This is a genomic window from Actinomadura scrupuli (genome assembly GCF_050971785.1).
GTDB lineage: Bacteria > Actinomycetota > Actinomycetes > Streptosporangiales > Streptosporangiaceae > Actinomadura_E > Actinomadura_E scrupuli.
The window spans coordinates 346,715-362,864 of record NZ_JBPCCU010000004.1; the positions used below are offsets into that span (position 1 = coordinate 346,715).

A 16,150-nucleotide genomic window follows, 5' to 3' on the forward strand; every position below is an offset into this window, starting at 1 on the left:
GCCCGGCTTGACCGAACCGTCCGGCTGGGGCCACCATCATGCCTGTGAGCACGCCAGGACAATGGGTCGTTGTAGGTCTCGACAACGGTGGCACCGCCAACAACGCCACCGTCCTCGACGGGTCGGGGAGTTTCCTGGTGGACCGGCTGGTCGAGACGCCCAGCCGGGTGCTGGAGGGGCCCGACGTGGCCGTCAAGGCCCTCGCCGAGGCGCTGGACGAGGTGCTGGCGCTCACCGGAGTCGCCCGGGAGTCGGTGCGCGCGGTCGGCCTGGACACCCCGGGCCCGGCGAGCGCCGTGGGGGTCATCTCCTCCAAGGGAGCCACGAACTTCTCCGAGCCGGTGTGGCACGGGTTCGACTTCCGCGGTGCCCTGGAGGAGCGGCTGGAGCTCCCGGTCGTCTACAACAACGACGGCAACGCGGCCGCGCTCTACGCCCACCACGCGTGCTTCGGGGCCGAGGCCGCCCTCCACTCCTCCATCTCCGCGATCGTGGGCACCGGCCTGGGCGGCGGGGTGATCGAGGCGGGGCAGGTCGTCAAGGGCGCGGCCGGCATGGCCGGGGAGCTCGGCCACGTGCACATCCCGCTGCAGGGGCTGCTCGGCGAGGGCCAGCCGGAGCCCGTCTGCAACTGCGGCTTCGTGGGCGACGCCGAGAGCGTGGCCTCGCTGACCGGGATCGTGAAGAACCTGCTGCCGTACTGGCTGACCCGCTACGAAGGTCACCAGCTGGCCGGGATGCCCGTCGGCAAGGCCGCCAAGCTGCTGCGCGGGCTGGCCGTCGACGGCGACGAGCTGGCCCTGCAGGTCTTCGAGCAGCAGGCGATGGCGCTCGGGCGGCTCTTCACCATCGCCGCGAACTTCACCGATCCGAGCGCGTACTTCGTCGGCGGCGGGGTGGTCGAGGCGGCCCCCCGGTTCCGGGAGTGGTTCCTGGAGCGGGTGCGGGCCCACACCCTGCTCCGCGCCGAACAGGCCGAGGTCGCGACCTTCGCGCTCGTACCGGACCTGGACATGGCGGGAGCGCGCGGGGCGGCCCTGGCGGCACGCGAGACCGTGACGGATCAGCGCTGACCGGCGACTGGTGATCGCCGCCCGCTGCCCGCCGGACGCCGATCGCCGGTCGCGGTGACGGTCAGGGCCGGGTCTGCCGGAGCCCGTCAAAGGCGATCTTGCAGACGGCGTCGGCCAGTTCCGCGGCGTCGGAGCCGCGGCGTGGCCGGTACCACTCGATGAGCGAGTTGACCATGCCGAACAGCAGGCGGCTGGTGAGGGCGGGATCGACGTCGGGGCGGACGTCGCCCTCGGCCTCGGCCAGCTCGACCAGATCGCTGACCAGCCGGTCGAACTCACGGCGCCGGGCGAGCGCGCGCCGCTCCACCTTGGTGTTGCCGCGGACCCGCAGCAGCAGCGTGACGAACGGCAGGCGGTCCACCAGCACCGCGACACTGCCGCGGACCAGCCGCTCCAGCCGGTCGATCGCCGGGCCCGGGGTCCCCTCGACCTGCCGGGCGACCTCGAACAGCCCGTCCAGGGCGCGGTCCAGCGCCAGCCGGAGCAGCTCCTCCTTGCTGGGCACGTGGTGGTAGATCGCGGACTTGGTGATGCCGAGCTTGCGGGACAGGTCCTCCATGCTCGTGCCGTCATATCCGCGTTCGTTGAACAGCTTGACTGCGACCTGCAGCAGCGACTCCAGGTCGTAGCCCGGCCGGCCGCGCCGGGCCGGCGGCCCCGCCGTTCGCGCTGATGTCATGACCCGATCATCCCAGCCGTCTCAGGCCGGGTGTCCGCGGTGGTCGGCGACCCGTTGCAGCTTGCCCGTCGAACGCTCCAGCGTCCGCGGATCCACCACGTCGGTCTCGACGGTGACCCCGACGCCCTCCTTGACGCCGCGCACCAGCTCCCCGGCCGCCGTGATCCGCCGCTCGGCCGAGGTGCCGGGCCGGGCCTCCACCCGGACCGTCAGGTGGTCCATCCGGCCCCGGTGGGTCAGCACCAGCTGGAAGTGCGGGGACAGGCCCGCGGTCCGCAGCACGATCTCCTCGATCTGGCCGGGAAAGACGTTGACCCCGCGCAGGATGATCATGTCGTCGGTGCGGCCGGTGATCCGCTCCATCCTGCGGTGCGGAGCGCGCGCGGTCCCCGGCAGCAGCCGGGACAGATCCCGGGTGCGGTAGCGGATGATCGGCAGCGCCTGCTTGGTGAGCGAGGTGAACAGCAGCTCGCCGGGCCGGCCCTCGCCGAGCACGCTGCCGTCGACCGGGTCGATGATCTCCGGGAAGAAGTGGTCCTCCCAGATGTGCAGTCCGTCCTTGGTCTCCGCGCACTCCTGCGCGACCCCGGGGCCCATGACCTCGGACAGGCCGTAGATGTCGACCGCGTCGATGTTCGTCCGGGTCTCGAGCTCGGTGCGCATCCGCTCGGTCCAGGGCTCCGCGCCGAAGATGCCGACCCGCAGGGAGGACGCGCGCGGGTCGATGCCCTGCCGCTCGAACTCGTCGAGCAGGGTGAGCATGTACGACGGCGTGACCATGATGATCTCGGGCCGGAAGTCGGTGATGATCTGCACCTGGCGGGAGGTCATCCCGCCGGACGCCGGGATGACCGTGCAGCCGAGCCGCTCCGCGCCGTAGTGCGCGCCGAGCCCGCCGGTGAACAGGCCGTAGCCGTAGGCCACGTGCACCCGGTGCCCCGGCATGCCGCCCGCGGCGCGGATCGAGCGGGCCATCACCGTGGACCAGGTGTCGAGGTCCCGCTCGGTGTAGCCGACCACGGTGGGCCGGCCGGTGGTGCCGCTGGAGGCGTGGATCCGGCGCACCTGCTCCTGCGGCACGGCGAACATGCCGAACGGGTAGTTGTCGCGCAGATCGTCCTTGGTGGTGAAGGGGAACCTGGCCAGGTCCGCCAGGCTCCGGCAGTCCTCCGGCCGGACCCCCGCCGCGTCGAACTTCTTGCGGTAGGCCGGGACGTTGGCGTACGCGTGCCGCAGGGTCCACTGGAGGCGCTTCAGCTGCAGGGCGCGCAGTTCGTCCGCGTCCAGCCGCTCCGCCGCGTCGAGCTCGGGGGCCGGGCCGGTCATGTCCGGTCTCCGTCCCGCCGGAGGGTCCGGCTGCGCCCGCGGAACTCGGCGACGACGGCCCTCCCGCCGGGGTCCGCGCGGTGCACGGTGACGTCGTAGACGCCGTTGCGGCCGTACCGGGTGCGCACCTCCGCGGTGGCGATCAGCTCGTCGCCGAGGCGGGCGGGGGAGACGAAGGAGATCTCCGCGCCGGACGCCACGGTGACCGGGCCGTGGCTGTTGCAGGCGCAGGCGAACGCGGTGTCGGCGAGCAGGAAGAGGTATCCGCCGTGGGCGAGGTCGTGCCCGTTGATCATCGTTTCGGTGACCCGCATCCGGGCGACCGCGCGGCCCTCGCCCGCCGCCAGCAGCTCGATCCCGAGGGCCCGGGAGGCCTGGTCCGTCTCGAACATGGCGTGCGCGGCCGTGCGCACGGGTGTGACGGGCTGTGACACAGGGCTCCACCCACCTCATTTACCGACCGAACGGACGGTCGACAATGTTCGCCGCCAAGTAAAGGCAGCACCGCAATCGATGTCAAGAGCGCGGGGCTCTTCTCCAGGGTCGGCCCCACGGGTTAGAGTGAATTACTGAACGTATGGTTGGTAAATCGATCGATCAGGGAGGTCGGGGCCGATGGCTCTGCTGCGAAGCTACGTCTCAGGTCACTGGCACACGCCGCCGGACGAGGGCGCGCCCCTGCGCGACGCGGTGACCGGGGCGGAGGTCGCGCGGATCTCCTCGACCGGGATCGACCGGGCCGCCGCGCTGGAGCACGGGCGCCGCGTGGGCGGCCCGGCACTGCGCGAGCTGACCTTTCACCAGCGGGCGGCACTGCTCAAGGCGCTGGGCTCGCGGCTGCGCGAGCACCGGGACGAGCTGTACGCCCTGTCGGCGCGCAGCGGGGCGACGCTCGGGGACGCGAAGTTCGACGTGGACGGCGGCATCGGCGTCCTGCTGGCCTATGCCAGCAAGGGCCGGCGGGAGCTGCCCAACGACACGGTGTACGCCGAGGGCGCGGTGGAGCCGCTCGGCAAGGGCGGCACGTTCGTCGGCCGCCACATCGCGACCCCGCTGCACGGCGTGGCGGTGCAGATCAACGCGTTCAACTTCCCGGTCTGGGGGCCGCTGGAGAAGTTCGCCCCGGCGTTCCTGGCCGGGGTGCCGAGCCTGGTGAAGCCGGCCCGCCAGACCGCCTACCTGACCGCCCGGCTGGTGGAGCTGATCATCGACTCCGGGCTGCTGCCCGAAGGGACCCTGCAGCTGCTCTGCGGTGACGCCGGCGACCTGCTCGATCACGTCTCCGGCCAGGACCTGGTCTCCTTCACCGGCTCCGCCTCCACCGCCCGCATCCTGCGGGCCCATCCGGCCGTCGTGCGCCACTCCGTGCGCTTCAACGCCGAGGCGGACTCGCTCAACTGCTCCATCCTCGGCCCGGACGCCCGGCCCGGCACGGCGGAGTTCGACCTGTTCGTCCGGCAGCTGGTCACGGAGATGACCGTCAAGGCGGGGCAGAAGTGCACCGCGATCCGGCGCGCGTTCGTACCCGCCGACGTGCTCGGCGACGTGGCGCAGGCGGCCGGCGAGCGGCTGGCCAAGGTCACCGTCGGCAACCCCGCCCACCCCGACACCCGGATGGGTGCGCTGGCCGGGCTGGACCAGCGCGAGGAGGTCCGGCGGTCGCTCAACGCCCTGCTGCGGGGCGGCCGGGTGGTGTTCGGCGACCCGGAGAAGGTCGAGGTGCTGGACGCCGACGCCGAGCGGGGCGCGTTCCTGTCGCCGGTGCTCATCCGCGCCGACGACCCGGACCGGGCCGAGCCCCACGAGGTCGAGGCGTTCGGGCCGGTGAGCACGCTGATGCCGTACTCCTCCACCGAGCAGGTGATCGCGCTCGCCGCGCGCGGCCAGGGCAGCCTGGCGGGTTCGGTCGTCACCGGCGACGCCGGCTTCGCCCGCGACGTCGTGCTCGGTGTCGCGCCGTGGCACGGCCGGCTGCTGGTGCTGGACACCGAGGACGCGAAGGAGTCCACCGGGCACGGCTCGCCGCTGCCCGCGCTGGTGCACGGCGGCCCCGGCCGGGCCGGCGGCGGTGAGGAGATGGGCGGCATCCGGGGCGTGCTGCACCACATGCAGCGCACCGCGGTGCAGGCCTCTCCGCGGGTGCTCGGCGCCGTCACGGGCGAGTGGGTGCCCGGGGCCGAGCGGTCGGTGAGCGACGTGCACCCGTTCCGCAAGTCCCTGGCCGAGCTGAAGGTGGGCGACACCGTGGTGGCCGGTCCGCGCAGCGTGACGCTGGAGGACATCGGGCACTTCGCCGAGTTCACCGGCGACACCTTCTACGCGCACACCGACGCCGAGGCCGCCGCCGCCAACCCGCTCTTCGGCGGGATCGTCGCGCACGGCTACCTGGTCGTCTCCCTCGCGGCGGGCCTGTTCGTCTCCCCGGAGCCCGGCCCGGTGCTGGCCAACTACGGCCTAGAGAACCTCAGGTTCCTCACCCCGGTCTACCCGGGCGACGAGCTGACCGTGACGCTCACCGCCAAGCAGATCAGCCCGCGCGACAACGCCGACTACGGAGAGGTGCGCTGGGACGCCGACGTCGCCAACCAGGACGGCGCCTCGGTGGCCAAGTACGACGTGCTGACCCTGGTGGCCAAGGAGGCGTGATGACCCCTTCCGAGCAGGCCGTGTCCGAGCAGGCCACCTCCGAGCAGGCCGCCTCCGGGCGGGCGCTGCCCGAGGAGGAGCTGGAGCGGCACTTCGAGCGTACGATCGCGGCCGACCAGCGGCTGGAGCCACGGGACTGGCTGCCCGAGGCCTACCGCAAGACGATGATCCGGCAGATCGCCCAGCACGCCCACTCCGAGATCATCGGCATGCAGCCGGAGGGCGACTGGATCACCCGGGCGCCGTCCCTGCGGCGCAAGGCGATCCTGCTGGCCAAGGTGCAGGACGAGGCCGGTCACGGCCTGTACCTCTACTCCTCGGCCGAGACCCTGGGCGCGGACCGCGACGACCTGACCGACAAGCTGATCAACGGCCGCCAGAAGTACTCGTCGATCTTCAACTACCCGACGCTGACCTTCGCCGACGTCGGGGTCATCGGCTGGCTGGTGGACGGCGCGGCGATCTGCAACCAGGTGCCGCTGTGCCGCAGCTCCTACGGCCCCTACGCGCGCGCCATGATCCGCATCTGCAAGGAGGAGTCCTTCCACCAGCGGCAGGGCTACGAGCTGCTGATGACGATGATGCGCGGCACCGGCGCGCAGCGGGCGATGGTGCAGGACGCCGTCGACCGCTGGTGGTGGCCGTCGCTGATGATGTTCGGGCCGCCCGACGACGACTCGCCCAACACCGCGCAGTCGATGGCCTGGAAGATCAAGCGGCACACCAACGACGAGCTGCGGCAGCGCTATGTGGACATGTCCGTGGCACAGGCGAAGGCACTGGGCGTGACCCTGCCCGACCCGGACCTGAGATGGAATCCCGAGCGCGGTCACCACGACTTCGGCCCGATCGACTGGTCGGAGCTCAAGCGGGTGATCAGCGGGAACGGCCCGTGCAACGCCGAGCGGATGGCGCGGCGCCGGCAGGCGCAGGAGGACGGCGCGTGGGTGCGCGAGGCCGCCATGGCGCACGCGGCCAAGCAGGCCGCCCGGGACGCCGGAGCGGCGGTGCCCGCATGAACGCCGGTGGCACGCGGCCCGGCTGGCCGCTCTACGAGGTCTTCATCCGCGGCAAGCGCGGCCTCAACCATGTGCACGTGGGGTCCCTGCACGCCGCCGACGACGAGATGGCGGTGCGCAACGCGCGGGACCTCTACACCCGCCGCAACGAGGGCGTGAGCATCTGGGTGGTCAGGGCGACCGACATCACCGCCTCCAGCCCGGACGAGAAGGACCCGTTCTTCGCGCCCAGCGGCGACAAGGTCTACCGGCACCCCACCTTCTATGACATTCCCGACGACGTACCGCACATGTGAGCCGCTGATGTCCTTCGACAACGCCTACGAGTCGCTGGCCGAGGCCACCGACGACTCCCGGTGGGCCTTCGGCACCGGCTTCACCGACCCGCTGCCCGCGGTGGACGGCGCGCTGCCGTCCGGCGTGGACGCGGCGGACCTGGCCGCCTACTGCCTGATGCTCGGCGACGACGCGCTGATCATGTCGCACCGGCTGCAGGAGTGGTGCACGCGCGCCCCCGAGCTCGAGGACGAGCTGGCCATCGCCAACATCGCGCTGGACCTCCTCGGCCAGGCCCGGCCCCTGCTGGCCAGGGCGGGCCGGGCCGACGGCTCCGGCCGCGGCGAGGACGACTACGCCTTCCTGCGCGGCGAGCACGAGTTCCGCAACGTGCACCTGGCCGAGGCCCCGCGCGGCGACTTCGCCCGGCTGAGCGCGACCCTGCTGGTCTTCGCCACCTGGCGGCTGGCCCTGCTGGACCGGCTGGCCTCCTCGGCCGACCCGGTCCTGGCCGCCGTCGCCGCCAAGGGCGTCAAGGAGGTCACCTACCACCGCGACTACGCCGCCCGGTGGACGGTACGGCTGGGCGACGGCACCGGGCTGTCCCACCGGCGGATGCGGGCCGGGCTGGAGGCCGTCTGGCCGCTGGTAGGGGAGCTGTTCGTCCCGCACGAGATCGAGCTCCGGCTGGCGGAGGCCGGGGCCGGAGTCGACCCGGCCACGCTGCGGGAGGAGTTCGACGGGGTCATGGCCCAGGTGCTCGGCGCGGCCGGGCTGCGGCCGCCCGAGGCGCCGGAGCCCCCCGGCCCGCCGGGCACCCCCGGCGCCTCCCGGGAGACCGGCCGGTGGGGCGTGCACACCGCCTCGATGGCCCCCCTGCTCGCCGAGCTGCAGGGCCTGGCCCGAGCCCACCCGGAGGCGACATGGTGACGATGACGCGGGAGACGGCCGCACTGGCTGCACACGAGGCCGCCGGGCGGGTGACCGACCCGGAGCTGCCGACGCTGACGCTGGCCGACCTCGGGGTGCTCCGCGACGTGCGGATCAGCGGGGCGGGTACCGTGATCGTGACGATCACGCCCACCTACAGCGGCTGCCCGGCGATGCACGCCATGCGCGACGACCTCGTCCACGCGCTCCAGGACGCCGGCTTCGGCGACGTGGACGTACGCGTCGCACTGCATCCGGCGTGGACCACGGACTGGATGACCGACGCCGGCCGGCGCAAGCTCGCCGAGGCCGGGATCGCCCCGCCGGGTGGTGCCCCGCCCAGGCGGCGGGGGCCGGTGCCGGTGACCCTGACGGCACCGCCGCGCCGGATCCGCTGCCCGTACTGCGGCTCGGCCGAGACCGAACGGCTCTCGGACTTCAGCGGCACCGCCTGCAAGGCGCTGTGCCGCTGCCGTGCCTGCCGTGAGCCGTTCGAGCACTTCAAGGAGCTGTGACCGGTGACCATGGCCCAGACCGGACCCGCCCCGGCGGCGGCGCGACGGCGTACGCGGTTCCACCCGCTCCGTGTGCGCACCGTGGAGCGGTTGTGCGACGACGCCGTCGCGGTGACCTTCGAGGTGCCCGGTGAGCTCGCGGGGGAGTACGCCTTCGCGCCCGGCCAGTCGGTGACGGTGCGGCGTGATCTCGGGGGCCGGGAGGAGCGGCGGTCGTACTCCATCTGCGCCGCCGCGGGCGAGCCGCTGCGGATCGGGGTGCGCGAGGTGCCCGGCGGGCTGTTCTCCGGCTGGATGGTGCGCGAGGTGCGGCCCGGGGACCTGATCGAGGTGTCCGGCCCGGCCGGCACCTTCACCCCCGCCCCGGGCTCGGACAGGGCCGGTCACCACGTGTTCGTCGCCGCGGGTTCCGGCATCACCCCGGTGCTCTCGATCGCCGCGTCGGTGCTGCGCCACCCGGCGGTCACCGCGACGGTGCTGTACGGCAACCGGCGCGCGAGCACGGTGATGTTCGCCGACGAGCTCGCCGAGCTGAAGGACCGCTACCCCGCGCGGCTCGAGCTGGTGCACGTGCTGTCCCGGGAGCCGCGCGAGGCGGAGCTGTTCTCCGGCCGGCTGGACGCGGCCAGGCTGACCGCCCTGCTGCGGCTGCTGCCCGATCCGCGGGAGGTGGACCACTGGTGGCTGTGCGGGCCGTACGCCATGGTGGCCGGAGCCCAGGACGTGCTGGCCCGGCACGGCGTGCCCGCCGAGCGGGTGCACCGGGAGCTGTTCTTCGTCGAGGCGTCGCCGCCGGCACCGGCGCGCCACACCGAGCCGGCCATCGAGGGACCGGGCAGCCAGGTCACGCTGGTGCTGGACGGGCGGTCCACCACGGTCGTGCTGCCGCGGGACACCACCGTCCTGGAGGGAGCCCAGCGCTTCCGCCCTGACCTGCCCTTCGCCTGCAAGGGCGGCGTGTGCGGCACCTGCCGGGCGAGGATCCTCGACGGCGAGGTCGACATGCGGCGCAACTTCGCCCTGGAGCCCTCCGAGGTGGCCGCCGGCTACGTGCTCACCTGCCAGTCGTTCCCGGTGTCGGACCAGCTCACCGCCGACTACGACGCCTGATCCAGCTCCCCCGCTCAATCCGGCCCAACGCACCCACCCGAGGGTGGTGGGATTACGTAGTGAGATGGATGGTAACTTAGAGCGATAATCTGGGTTTGGGGGTGACAGTGCCGTGTAGGACGGGCACGGTCCAGACCGGGTCGCCGCTGACCAGATGATGTGAGAATCGGGGGACGAACGCCGACAGGCGCGGAAGGTGTGTAGGTACCAGTGAGTGCGCTTCCCTCGGTCAGGGTCGGAATCGGCCGCCGTCGCCTGATTCGTGTGGGGCTGAGCCGGGCCGAGATGGCGATGTACGCCGAACAGGTGCTGCGCAGCAACGATCGCGGTGGCCTGACGGTCGCGTCGCCGCACCTCTACCCGCACATGTGGAGCTGGGACGCCGCCTTCGTCGCCATCGGCCTGGCGCGGTTGTCGGCGAGCCGCGCGATCACCGAGCTGGAGACGCTGCTGGCCTCCCAGTGGCGCAACGGCATGGTGCCGCACATCGTGTTCACCCCCGGGGACGCCCGGTACGAACCCGGGCCGCGGCGCTGGGAGTGCCGGGCGCACTCCCCGGACGCGCCGCCCGGCGCGGAGACGAGCGGGCTCATCCAGCCCCCGGTGCACGGCGTGGCCGTCCGCCGGATCCTGGACGCCGCCCACCGCGCGGACGCGGCGGAGCGTCGCGACGTCGTCGAGCGGATCCGGGCGCTGTGGCCCGCGCTGCTCGCCTGGCACCGCTACCTCGCCACCCACCGCGACCCCGACGGGCACGGCCGGCTCACCATCTACCACGGCTGGGAGAGCGGGCTCGACAACTCGCCGCGCTGGGACGCCCCGTACGCCGCGGTGATCCCGGACCGGCGGTTCGTGCCGTTCGCCCGCGCCGACCTGGACGCCCTGGGCGGCGGGACCGGCGGCGAGGCGCAGCGTCCCACCGACGCGGACTACCTGAAGTACCAATGGCTGATCGAGGAGCTGCGCCGGGCCCGCTACGACGACGCCCGCGCCCGGCGGACCCTGAGCTTCCGGGCCGCCGACGTCTTCGCCGGAGCCATCTTCGCCGGTGCCAACGAGGAGCTCGCGAGCGTCGCCGGCGAGCTGGGCCTGCCGGGCGCCGGTGAGCTGACCGGATACGCCCGCCGCTTCCGCCGCGGGGTCCTCGACACCACCGACGAGCGGGGCTTCGCCGCCGACCTGGACCTGCGTGCGGGCACCACGCTGCGCACGGAGACGATCGCCGGATTCGCGCCGCTGCTGTGCGGCGGGCTCGACCCGGCACGGCAGCGGTCGCTGCTCGCCCTGCTCGGCTCGGCGCGGTGGTGCGGGCATCCGGCCTTCGCCTACCCGCTGCCGCCGAGCACCAGCCCGGCCTCGCCGGCGTTCGACCCGCAGAAGTACTGGCGGGGACCGCAGTGGCCGCCGGTGACCTGGCTGCTGGTCTGGGGGCTGGAACGCTCCGGCGAGCACGAGATCGCGCACGGCCTGCGAGAGGCCGCCCTCGACCAGCTCTCCGACGGGCTGTTCGCGGAGTACTACCAGCCGTTCACCGCCGAGCCCCTCGGCGCGTCCTCCCAGTCCTGGACGGCGGCGGTGGCCCTGGACCTGCTGGCCGGCTGAGAGGCCATGCCGGAGAGCGGCCGGCGGCGGTGTGCGGTGGCCCCGGTCGCCGCCGTCAGCCGGCCTGGGAGGCCTGGGAGATCAGGAAGGCACGGGTGCGCGCGGCGTCCGCCCCGGTGGCGAACTCGCCCGCGACGAAGTCGGTGACGCCCGCCTCGGCGAGGGCCTCGAGCCGGGCGGCCACGGTGTCCTCGTCGCCGACGATGGCCACGTCCGCGGGGCCCTCGGCGCCCTCCCGGTCGAGCATGGCCCGGTAGGACGGCAGGAGGCCGTACACCTCGAACGTCTTGGCGGCCATGGCCCGGGCGGCGTCGGCGTCATCGGTGACGCAGACCGGCAGGATGCAGACGATGCGCGGATCCGGGCGCCCGGCGGCCCGCGCCGCAGCGGTGATCGTCGGCACGATGTGGTCGCGGACCGTCGTGGGTCCGGTCATCCAGAGCACCGTGCCGTCGGTCCGCTCTCCGGCCAGTCTCAGCATCCGGGGGCCGAGCGCGGCCAGCAGCACCGGCACCCTGCCCAGCCGCGGGGTGGACAGCCCGATGTGCCCGGCCAGGGTCTCCCCGGTGAAGTCGGCGGGCTCGCCGTTGAGCGGCGGCAGCAGGATCGAGAGGTACTCGTCCATGTGCCGGACCGGCTTGGCGAAGTCGTAGCCGTACATGCCCTCGATCACGATCTGGTGGGACAGCCCGATCCCGAGGGTGAGCCGGCCGCCGACCGCCAGCGCCGTCGACAGCGCCTGCTGGGCGAGGGCGGCCGGATGGCGCGGGTAGGTCGGGATCACCGAGGTGCCGAGCTCGATCCCGGCCACCTGGCCGCCGGCCACGGCCAGTGCGGTCAGCGAGTCGAGGCCGAAGATGTGCGTCGCCCACGCGGAGGCGAGACCGTCGTCGGCCGCGCTGCGGAGCTGGTCGCGGAGCTTGACGAAGGCGTCCGGCCCGGTGGGCTCTTTGAGGGTGACTCCGATGCGCATGGCGGCCTCCGTGCGGGGGGTGGTGGTGCTACCCGAAGGTAGTCCCCGCCGCCGAGACCGGCGATCGCGGGGCGGGCCGTCCGCGGCAGTCCCCGCCGCGGTGATCGGCCGGATCCCGGACGGCGGCGGTCGGTCAGGCCGCGGTGGCCGGTTCCCGGTCCGCCTCCCGCAGGACCGCGGCCCTGCGCTCGCGGGAGGGGCCGGTGAGCAGGTGGCCCGCGGCGGCCAGGGCGCCGAGCACGCCGCAGACGACCCAGTGCCAGCCGCCCAGCCGCTGCAGGCTCGCCCCGCCCAGCGCGGGCGCGACGAAGGCGGCGATCGGGAAGCTCAGGTAGAAGACCGCCTGATAGCGCCCGCGCAGCTCGACCGGGGACAGCTCGGCGATGGTCGCCGCGTTGGGCGGCGCCGCCAGCATCTGGCCGATCGTCCAGACGACCGCCGCGGCCAGGTAGACCGGGACGACGTCGGCGACGGCCACCAGGCCGGTGCCCACGGCGATCAGGCCGTTGGCGGCGGCCAGCACCCGGGCCTTGCGGCGCCCGCCGATGAGCCGGGGCACGAACAGCTGCCCGCACACGATCATGATCCCGGTGAAGCCCATCACCGACCCGTACACCGACGGCCGCAGATGGTCCTCGGCCATGGCCAGCGGCAGGATGGTCGTGGTCTGCAGCGTGAGCACGGCCAGCACCAGGGTGAGCCCGACGAAGAGCAGGTAGGGCCGGTCGGTGAGGGTGGTGAGCAGCCCGCGCCGCCGTCCGGCCGGACGGGCGGCGGCGGCGCGGACCGGCAGGGTCTCGGGGACGCGGGCGGCCAGCACCACGAACGTGACCAGGGTGGCGCCCGCCTCGACCAGGAACAGCGGGGTGAACCCGGTCTCGGCGAGCAGCCCGGCCAGCGGGGCGGCGATGGCCGTGCCGAGGTTGAACGCCCAGAACTCCAGGTTGAAGGCCTTGGTGCGCTGCCCGCCGGGGACGATGTCGACCATCGCGGCGATGAGCGGCGGCCCGACCATCGACTGCGCCGCGCCGACCAGGCCGGTCAGCACGGCGATCGCCGGGATCCAGGGCGCGAAGGCCAGCCCCGCCAGCAGCAGGGTGGTGGCCGCGTGGCTGGCCAGCAGCGTCCGGCGGCGCCCCCACCGGTCGGCCAGCACCCCGCCGGCCAGTACACCGGCGCAGCCGCCGGCTCCGTAGAGGCCGACCACCAGCCCGGCGCCGGTGGTGTCCAGGCCCCGGTCCTGGACGAGGTACAGCGAGAGGAAGATGACGCCGAAGCCGCCCAGCTTGTTGATCAGGAACCCGGCCCACAGGTACCAGAAGGTGCCGGGCAGCCCGCCGATGTTCGCGCGATACCAGCCTCGCACCCCGAACTCCTCTGTTAGGAAACCTAACAGATTCTAGAGGGGGTGCCCGGGGTGCTCCTCCACCGGGAAGCGCGCCGGCCACCGCGTCAGGTCGAAGAAGCGGTGCTCGGGCAGCGTGCGCAGCCGTACGGCCGACGCCGCGGGGTCCCCGGCCAGCGCCGTGGTGTCGAAGTCGCGGCACTCGGCCAGCGTGAGCACCCCGCACAGCAGCGCCTCGGGAGTCCGTACGATCACCAGCGGGCCGAGCTGGGCGAACCCCTCGGCGGTGGCGTTGACGGCCAGCAGCAGGCTCCGCAGCGCGGCCGCGTCGTCCTCGGCGGGATCCTCGCCGGGCGAGCCCATGTCCGAGCGCAGCGACTCCAGCACCTCCCCGAAGCGCTGCCGGAGCCACCGGGGATTGCGCCCGGACAGGTAGTAGAGCACCTGTGGCCGCGTCCCGCCCATGGAGACCTTGAACCGCTGCTCGAGATCGTGGTGGCGGGCGCACTGCTCGAAGATCTGCACCAGCGCGCCCAGGAGGTCGCCGGTCCCGCAGGCCACCGCGCCGCGGACCGTCTGGATCTCGGGGGCGCGCTCGCCGAGCGTCTCGGTGGCCGCCCGGTCCAGCTGGTCGAGGGTGTGCTGCAGCAGGTCGGCGACCACGCCGTCCACCGCCTGGAAGGCCTGGGACAGCCGCCGCTGCAGGACGGCGATGCGGTCCCGGTCGCCCTCCAGGGCGGTCACCCGTCCGGTCGCGTGCTGCAGGTCCTGGCCGAGCCCGCCCACCCGGGCCTGGAGATCGCGCTCCACCTGGACCACGCGCAGCCGCAGGCCGCCCAGGTCGTCCTCCAGGGTGTGCAGCCGGGTCTCCTGCTCGGTCTCGAAGATCTCGTCCTTGCGCCGCACCGCCTCCAGTTTGCGGAGCCGGTCCTCGTAGGCGGCCGCCAGCTCCTGGCGCAGGGCCGCACGCTCGCGGGGCCCGATCACGAACGCCATGACCATCTCCAGGCCGGCGACCGCCAGGCACGCGAGACCTACCAGCAGGGTCATGACACTCCTCGGGAACGCGGGCACTGCCGAGGAATTTAGGCCACCGGCTCGCCGCGCAAGACCCGATCCGCCGCAAAAGGCGGCTCTATCGCGCGGGTATCGGCACCGGGACGGCCGTGGCCGGCTCGGCCCGGGACCGGCGCAGGACCCGGGCGGCGTACAGGCCGACGGGCACCGGTGCCCAGTAGGTGACCACCCGGAAGAGCACGACCGCCTGGAGCGCGTGTCCGGCCGACACCTCCGCGCCGCCCAGCGCCGCGACCAGCGCGGCCTCGGTGGAGCCGATCGCCGCGGGCACCGGCAGCACCGACCCCGCCGCGGCGCCGATGAAGTACGCGGCCAGCAGCGTCAACATCGCCCCCGGCGCGGAGGCTCCCGGCACCGCCAGGACGCTCATCGCGAACGCCAGGCTCAGCACCAGGGTGGTGGCGGCGGTGGCGGTCACCGTGACGAGCAGGTCCCGGGGCCGCCGCCGCAGCTCCGCCAGGGCGGTCACGGTCTGTCCCAGGGCGGCGAGCAACCGGCCGCCCTGGCCGCGCCGGCGCCACCAGGCGAACAGCACGAGCGCGGCGACGGCCCCGGCCGAGACCAGCATCCACGGCAGGGGGAGCCGGCCGGCGGTCCGGGCCGTGTGCGCGCCGAGCTCAGTCAGCACCCGGGTCCCGCCGGCGCCGGTCCACTGGCCGACGCCCAGGACCGCGAGGAACAGCAGCAGGTCACCGAGGGCGGTGGCGGCGTGCAGGGCCGTGACGCCCGCGATCGCCCGCGGCGCGGCCAGGCCGTGGCAGGTGAGGTAGCGGACGTTGACCGCGGCGGCGCCGATCCCGCCGGGGACGAGCCGGTTCGCGGCGGCCGCGGTGAACTGGGTGAGCGTCGCCTCCCGCAGCGGGAGGGGCCGCCCGGCGGCGGCCTGCAGGGCGAGGGCGGCGCAGACGTAGTGCAGCACCGACAGCGCGGTCAGGGCGGGCAGGAAGCCCCAGTGCAGGGCGGAGGTCTCCACGCCCTGAGATATCGGCTGATCAGCTGACCGGGGCGTGTCCGGGCGATTCCGCCCAAGCGAACATCACCGGTCGGCTCGCCGGGCGGGGCGGCCGAGCGGGCGGCTCCGGGCCGCGGGGCACTGCGGCGCTCCGCGGCGTGCCGGGCCGGGCGGCTCGGCGGCCGTCGCCTTGATCGCCACGCTGACCAGGGACAGCACCAGCGCGACATCGCTGTCGCTGTCCAGCCGCACGTTCACCCAGTCCGCGCTGGGTTCCATCTCCACCCGGCCCGAATGCAGCAGCGCGTCCTCCATCCGCCGGATGACCGGACGGGTCAGCCGCACGTGCGCGTCCCCCTGGCTGTGCAGGTGCACGATCTGGCGGGTGTTGACGCTGAGACCGACTCCCATCCCACACTCGGCCCGGCCGACGTTGACCGAGGACCACGAGGTCACCTGCGCGATGACCCGATCGGTGTAGGAACCTTCCCTGGTGAGGCCCATAGCCGCATGGTTCACCTTCGGGCCCGTTGAACGGAACGGCCTGAGGCCGAATCGTTACCCGATCGGTCACCGGGACGTCGGATCGGGTTCAGCGCCCGGTGGAGGGCGGCCGGTAGCACCGCC

Annotated in this window: 16 protein-coding genes; 8 read left to right on the forward strand and 8 right to left on the reverse strand. The window is 73.5% G+C overall.

All coding sequences use genetic code 11. The annotated features are described in order from the left end of the window. The first annotated feature begins 44 nt into the window (after positions 1-44). Positions 45-1,073: an ROK family protein gene (locus tag ACRYCC_RS20790; protein WP_433814458.1), complete on the forward strand. Its 1,029-nt coding sequence runs from the start codon at positions 45-47 to the stop codon at positions 1,071-1,073. Positions 1,074-1,134: 61 nt separating this feature from the next. Here the strand turns inward: ACRYCC_RS20790 and ACRYCC_RS20795 are convergent, their stop codons facing one another. The 3 genes from ACRYCC_RS20795 to paaI are packed head-to-tail and all read right to left on the reverse strand — an operon-like array spanning position 1,135 to position 3,470. Continuing rightward, a complete protein-coding gene (locus tag ACRYCC_RS20795; RefSeq protein WP_433814460.1) occupies positions 1,135-1,752 on the reverse strand; it encodes a TetR/AcrR family transcriptional regulator in 618 nt (205 codons plus the stop codon). A gap of 21 nt (positions 1,753-1,773) precedes the next feature. Next, positions 1,774-3,078 (reverse strand): phenylacetate--CoA ligase PaaK, encoded by a 1,305-nt coding sequence (paaK, locus tag ACRYCC_RS20800; RefSeq protein WP_433814462.1) that lies wholly within the window; start codon positions 3,076-3,078, stop codon positions 1,774-1,776. After that, positions 3,075-3,470 carry a hydroxyphenylacetyl-CoA thioesterase PaaI gene (gene paaI / locus ACRYCC_RS20805; RefSeq protein ID WP_433815029.1) on the reverse strand — a complete coding sequence of 132 codons (396 nt, stop codon included), beginning with the start codon at positions 3,468-3,470 and terminating at the stop codon, positions 3,075-3,077. The genes paaK and paaI overlap by 4 nt, the downstream gene beginning before the upstream one ends. Before the next feature lie 223 nt (positions 3,471-3,693). Here paaI and paaZ point away from each other — a divergent pair, with 223 nt between their 5' ends. From paaZ to ggh, 7 genes are all read left to right on the forward strand, one after another. After that, positions 3,694-5,724: a phenylacetic acid degradation bifunctional protein PaaZ gene (gene paaZ / locus ACRYCC_RS20810; RefSeq protein ID WP_433814463.1), complete on the forward strand. Its 2,031-nt coding sequence runs from the start codon at positions 3,694-3,696 to the stop codon at positions 5,722-5,724. Then, positions 5,724-6,743, forward strand: a complete 1,020-nt coding sequence (paaA, locus tag ACRYCC_RS20815) for a 1,2-phenylacetyl-CoA epoxidase subunit PaaA (RefSeq protein ID WP_433814465.1) — start codon at positions 5,724-5,726, stop codon at positions 6,741-6,743. Before paaZ ends, paaA begins: the two co-directional genes overlap by 1 nt. Next, on the forward strand, positions 6,740-7,039 hold the full coding sequence (paaB, locus tag ACRYCC_RS20820) for a 1,2-phenylacetyl-CoA epoxidase subunit PaaB (protein WP_433814467.1): 300 nt from the start codon (positions 6,740-6,742) through the stop codon (positions 7,037-7,039). The genes paaA and paaB overlap by 4 nt, the downstream gene beginning before the upstream one ends. A gap of 7 nt (positions 7,040-7,046) precedes the next feature. After that, positions 7,047-7,949, forward strand: a complete 903-nt coding sequence (paaC, locus tag ACRYCC_RS20825) for a 1,2-phenylacetyl-CoA epoxidase subunit PaaC (protein ID WP_433814469.1) — start codon at positions 7,047-7,049, stop codon at positions 7,947-7,949. Beyond that, entirely contained in the window at positions 7,943-8,464 is a 522-nt protein-coding gene (gene paaD / locus ACRYCC_RS20830; RefSeq protein ID WP_433814471.1) for a 1,2-phenylacetyl-CoA epoxidase subunit PaaD, read from the forward strand. The genes paaC and paaD overlap by 7 nt, the downstream gene beginning before the upstream one ends. A gap of 9 nt (positions 8,465-8,473) precedes the next feature. Beyond that, the gene (gene paaE, locus ACRYCC_RS20835; RefSeq protein ID WP_433815031.1) at positions 8,474-9,574 is read left to right on the forward strand and encodes a 1,2-phenylacetyl-CoA epoxidase subunit PaaE; all 1,101 of its coding nucleotides are present in this window, start codon (positions 8,474-8,476) and stop codon (positions 9,572-9,574) included. 264 nt (positions 9,575-9,838) lie between these two features. Next, positions 9,839-11,176 carry a glucosylglycerate hydrolase gene (gene ggh / locus ACRYCC_RS20840; RefSeq protein WP_433814472.1) on the forward strand — a complete coding sequence of 446 codons (1,338 nt, stop codon included), beginning with the start codon at positions 9,839-9,841 and terminating at the stop codon, positions 11,174-11,176. 55 nt (positions 11,177-11,231) lie between these two features. Here ggh and ACRYCC_RS20845 read toward each other — a convergent pair whose 3' ends face one another. The 5 genes from ACRYCC_RS20845 to ACRYCC_RS20865 all read right to left on the reverse strand — a co-directional run bounded on the left by ACRYCC_RS20845 (position 11,232) and on the right by ACRYCC_RS20865 (position 16,027). After that, positions 11,232-12,149 (reverse strand): TIGR03564 family F420-dependent LLM class oxidoreductase, encoded by a 918-nt coding sequence (locus tag ACRYCC_RS20845; protein ID WP_433814474.1) that lies wholly within the window; start codon positions 12,147-12,149, stop codon positions 11,232-11,234. A gap of 133 nt (positions 12,150-12,282) precedes the next feature. Then, positions 12,283-13,515 carry an MFS transporter gene (locus ACRYCC_RS20850; RefSeq protein WP_433814476.1) on the reverse strand — a complete coding sequence of 411 codons (1,233 nt, stop codon included), beginning with the start codon at positions 13,513-13,515 and terminating at the stop codon, positions 12,283-12,285. A 33-nt stretch (positions 13,516-13,548) separates the two neighbouring features. Beyond that, positions 13,549-14,544 (reverse strand): hypothetical protein, encoded by a 996-nt coding sequence (locus tag ACRYCC_RS20855; protein ID WP_433814478.1) that lies wholly within the window; start codon positions 14,542-14,544, stop codon positions 13,549-13,551. A gap of 85 nt (positions 14,545-14,629) precedes the next feature. Beyond that, positions 14,630-15,544, reverse strand: a complete 915-nt coding sequence (locus ACRYCC_RS20860; RefSeq protein WP_433814479.1) for a lysylphosphatidylglycerol synthase transmembrane domain-containing protein — start codon at positions 15,542-15,544, stop codon at positions 14,630-14,632. A 63-nt stretch (positions 15,545-15,607) separates the two neighbouring features. Then, complete coding sequence (locus ACRYCC_RS20865) at positions 15,608-16,027, reverse strand: luciferase domain-containing protein (protein WP_433814480.1); 420 nt, start codon at positions 16,025-16,027, stop codon at positions 15,608-15,610. Positions 16,028-16,150: the final 123 nt, after the last annotated feature.

Coding starts and splice junctions, on each gene's coding strand:
- ACRYCC_RS20855 (WP_433814478.1), bottom strand. CDS start 14,544: ATGACCCTGCTGGTAGGTCTCGCGTGCCTGGCGGTCGCCGGCCTGGAG.
- paaB (WP_433814467.1), top strand. CDS start 6,740: ATGAACGCCGGTGGCACGCGGCCCGGCTGGCCGCTCTACGAGGTCTTC.
- paaE (WP_433815031.1), top strand. CDS start 8,474: ATGGCCCAGACCGGACCCGCCCCGGCGGCGGCGCGACGGCGTACGCGG.
- paaA (WP_433814465.1), top strand. CDS start 5,724: ATGACCCCTTCCGAGCAGGCCGTGTCCGAGCAGGCCACCTCCGAGCAG.
- paaD (WP_433814471.1), top strand. CDS start 7,943: ATGGTGACGATGACGCGGGAGACGGCCGCACTGGCTGCACACGAGGCC.
- ACRYCC_RS20865 (WP_433814480.1), bottom strand. CDS start 16,027: ATGGGCCTCACCAGGGAAGGTTCCTACACCGATCGGGTCATCGCGCAG.
- paaZ (WP_433814463.1), top strand. CDS start 3,694: ATGGCTCTGCTGCGAAGCTACGTCTCAGGTCACTGGCACACGCCGCCG.
- ACRYCC_RS20845 (WP_433814474.1), bottom strand. CDS start 12,149: ATGCGCATCGGAGTCACCCTCAAAGAGCCCACCGGGCCGGACGCCTTC.
- paaI (WP_433815029.1), bottom strand. CDS start 3,470: ATGTTCGAGACGGACCAGGCCTCCCGGGCCCTCGGGATCGAGCTGCTG.
- paaC (WP_433814469.1), top strand. CDS start 7,047: ATGTCCTTCGACAACGCCTACGAGTCGCTGGCCGAGGCCACCGACGAC.
- ACRYCC_RS20795 (WP_433814460.1), bottom strand. CDS start 1,752: ATGACATCAGCGCGAACGGCGGGGCCGCCGGCCCGGCGCGGCCGGCCG.
- paaK (WP_433814462.1), bottom strand. CDS start 3,078: ATGACCGGCCCGGCCCCCGAGCTCGACGCGGCGGAGCGGCTGGACGCG.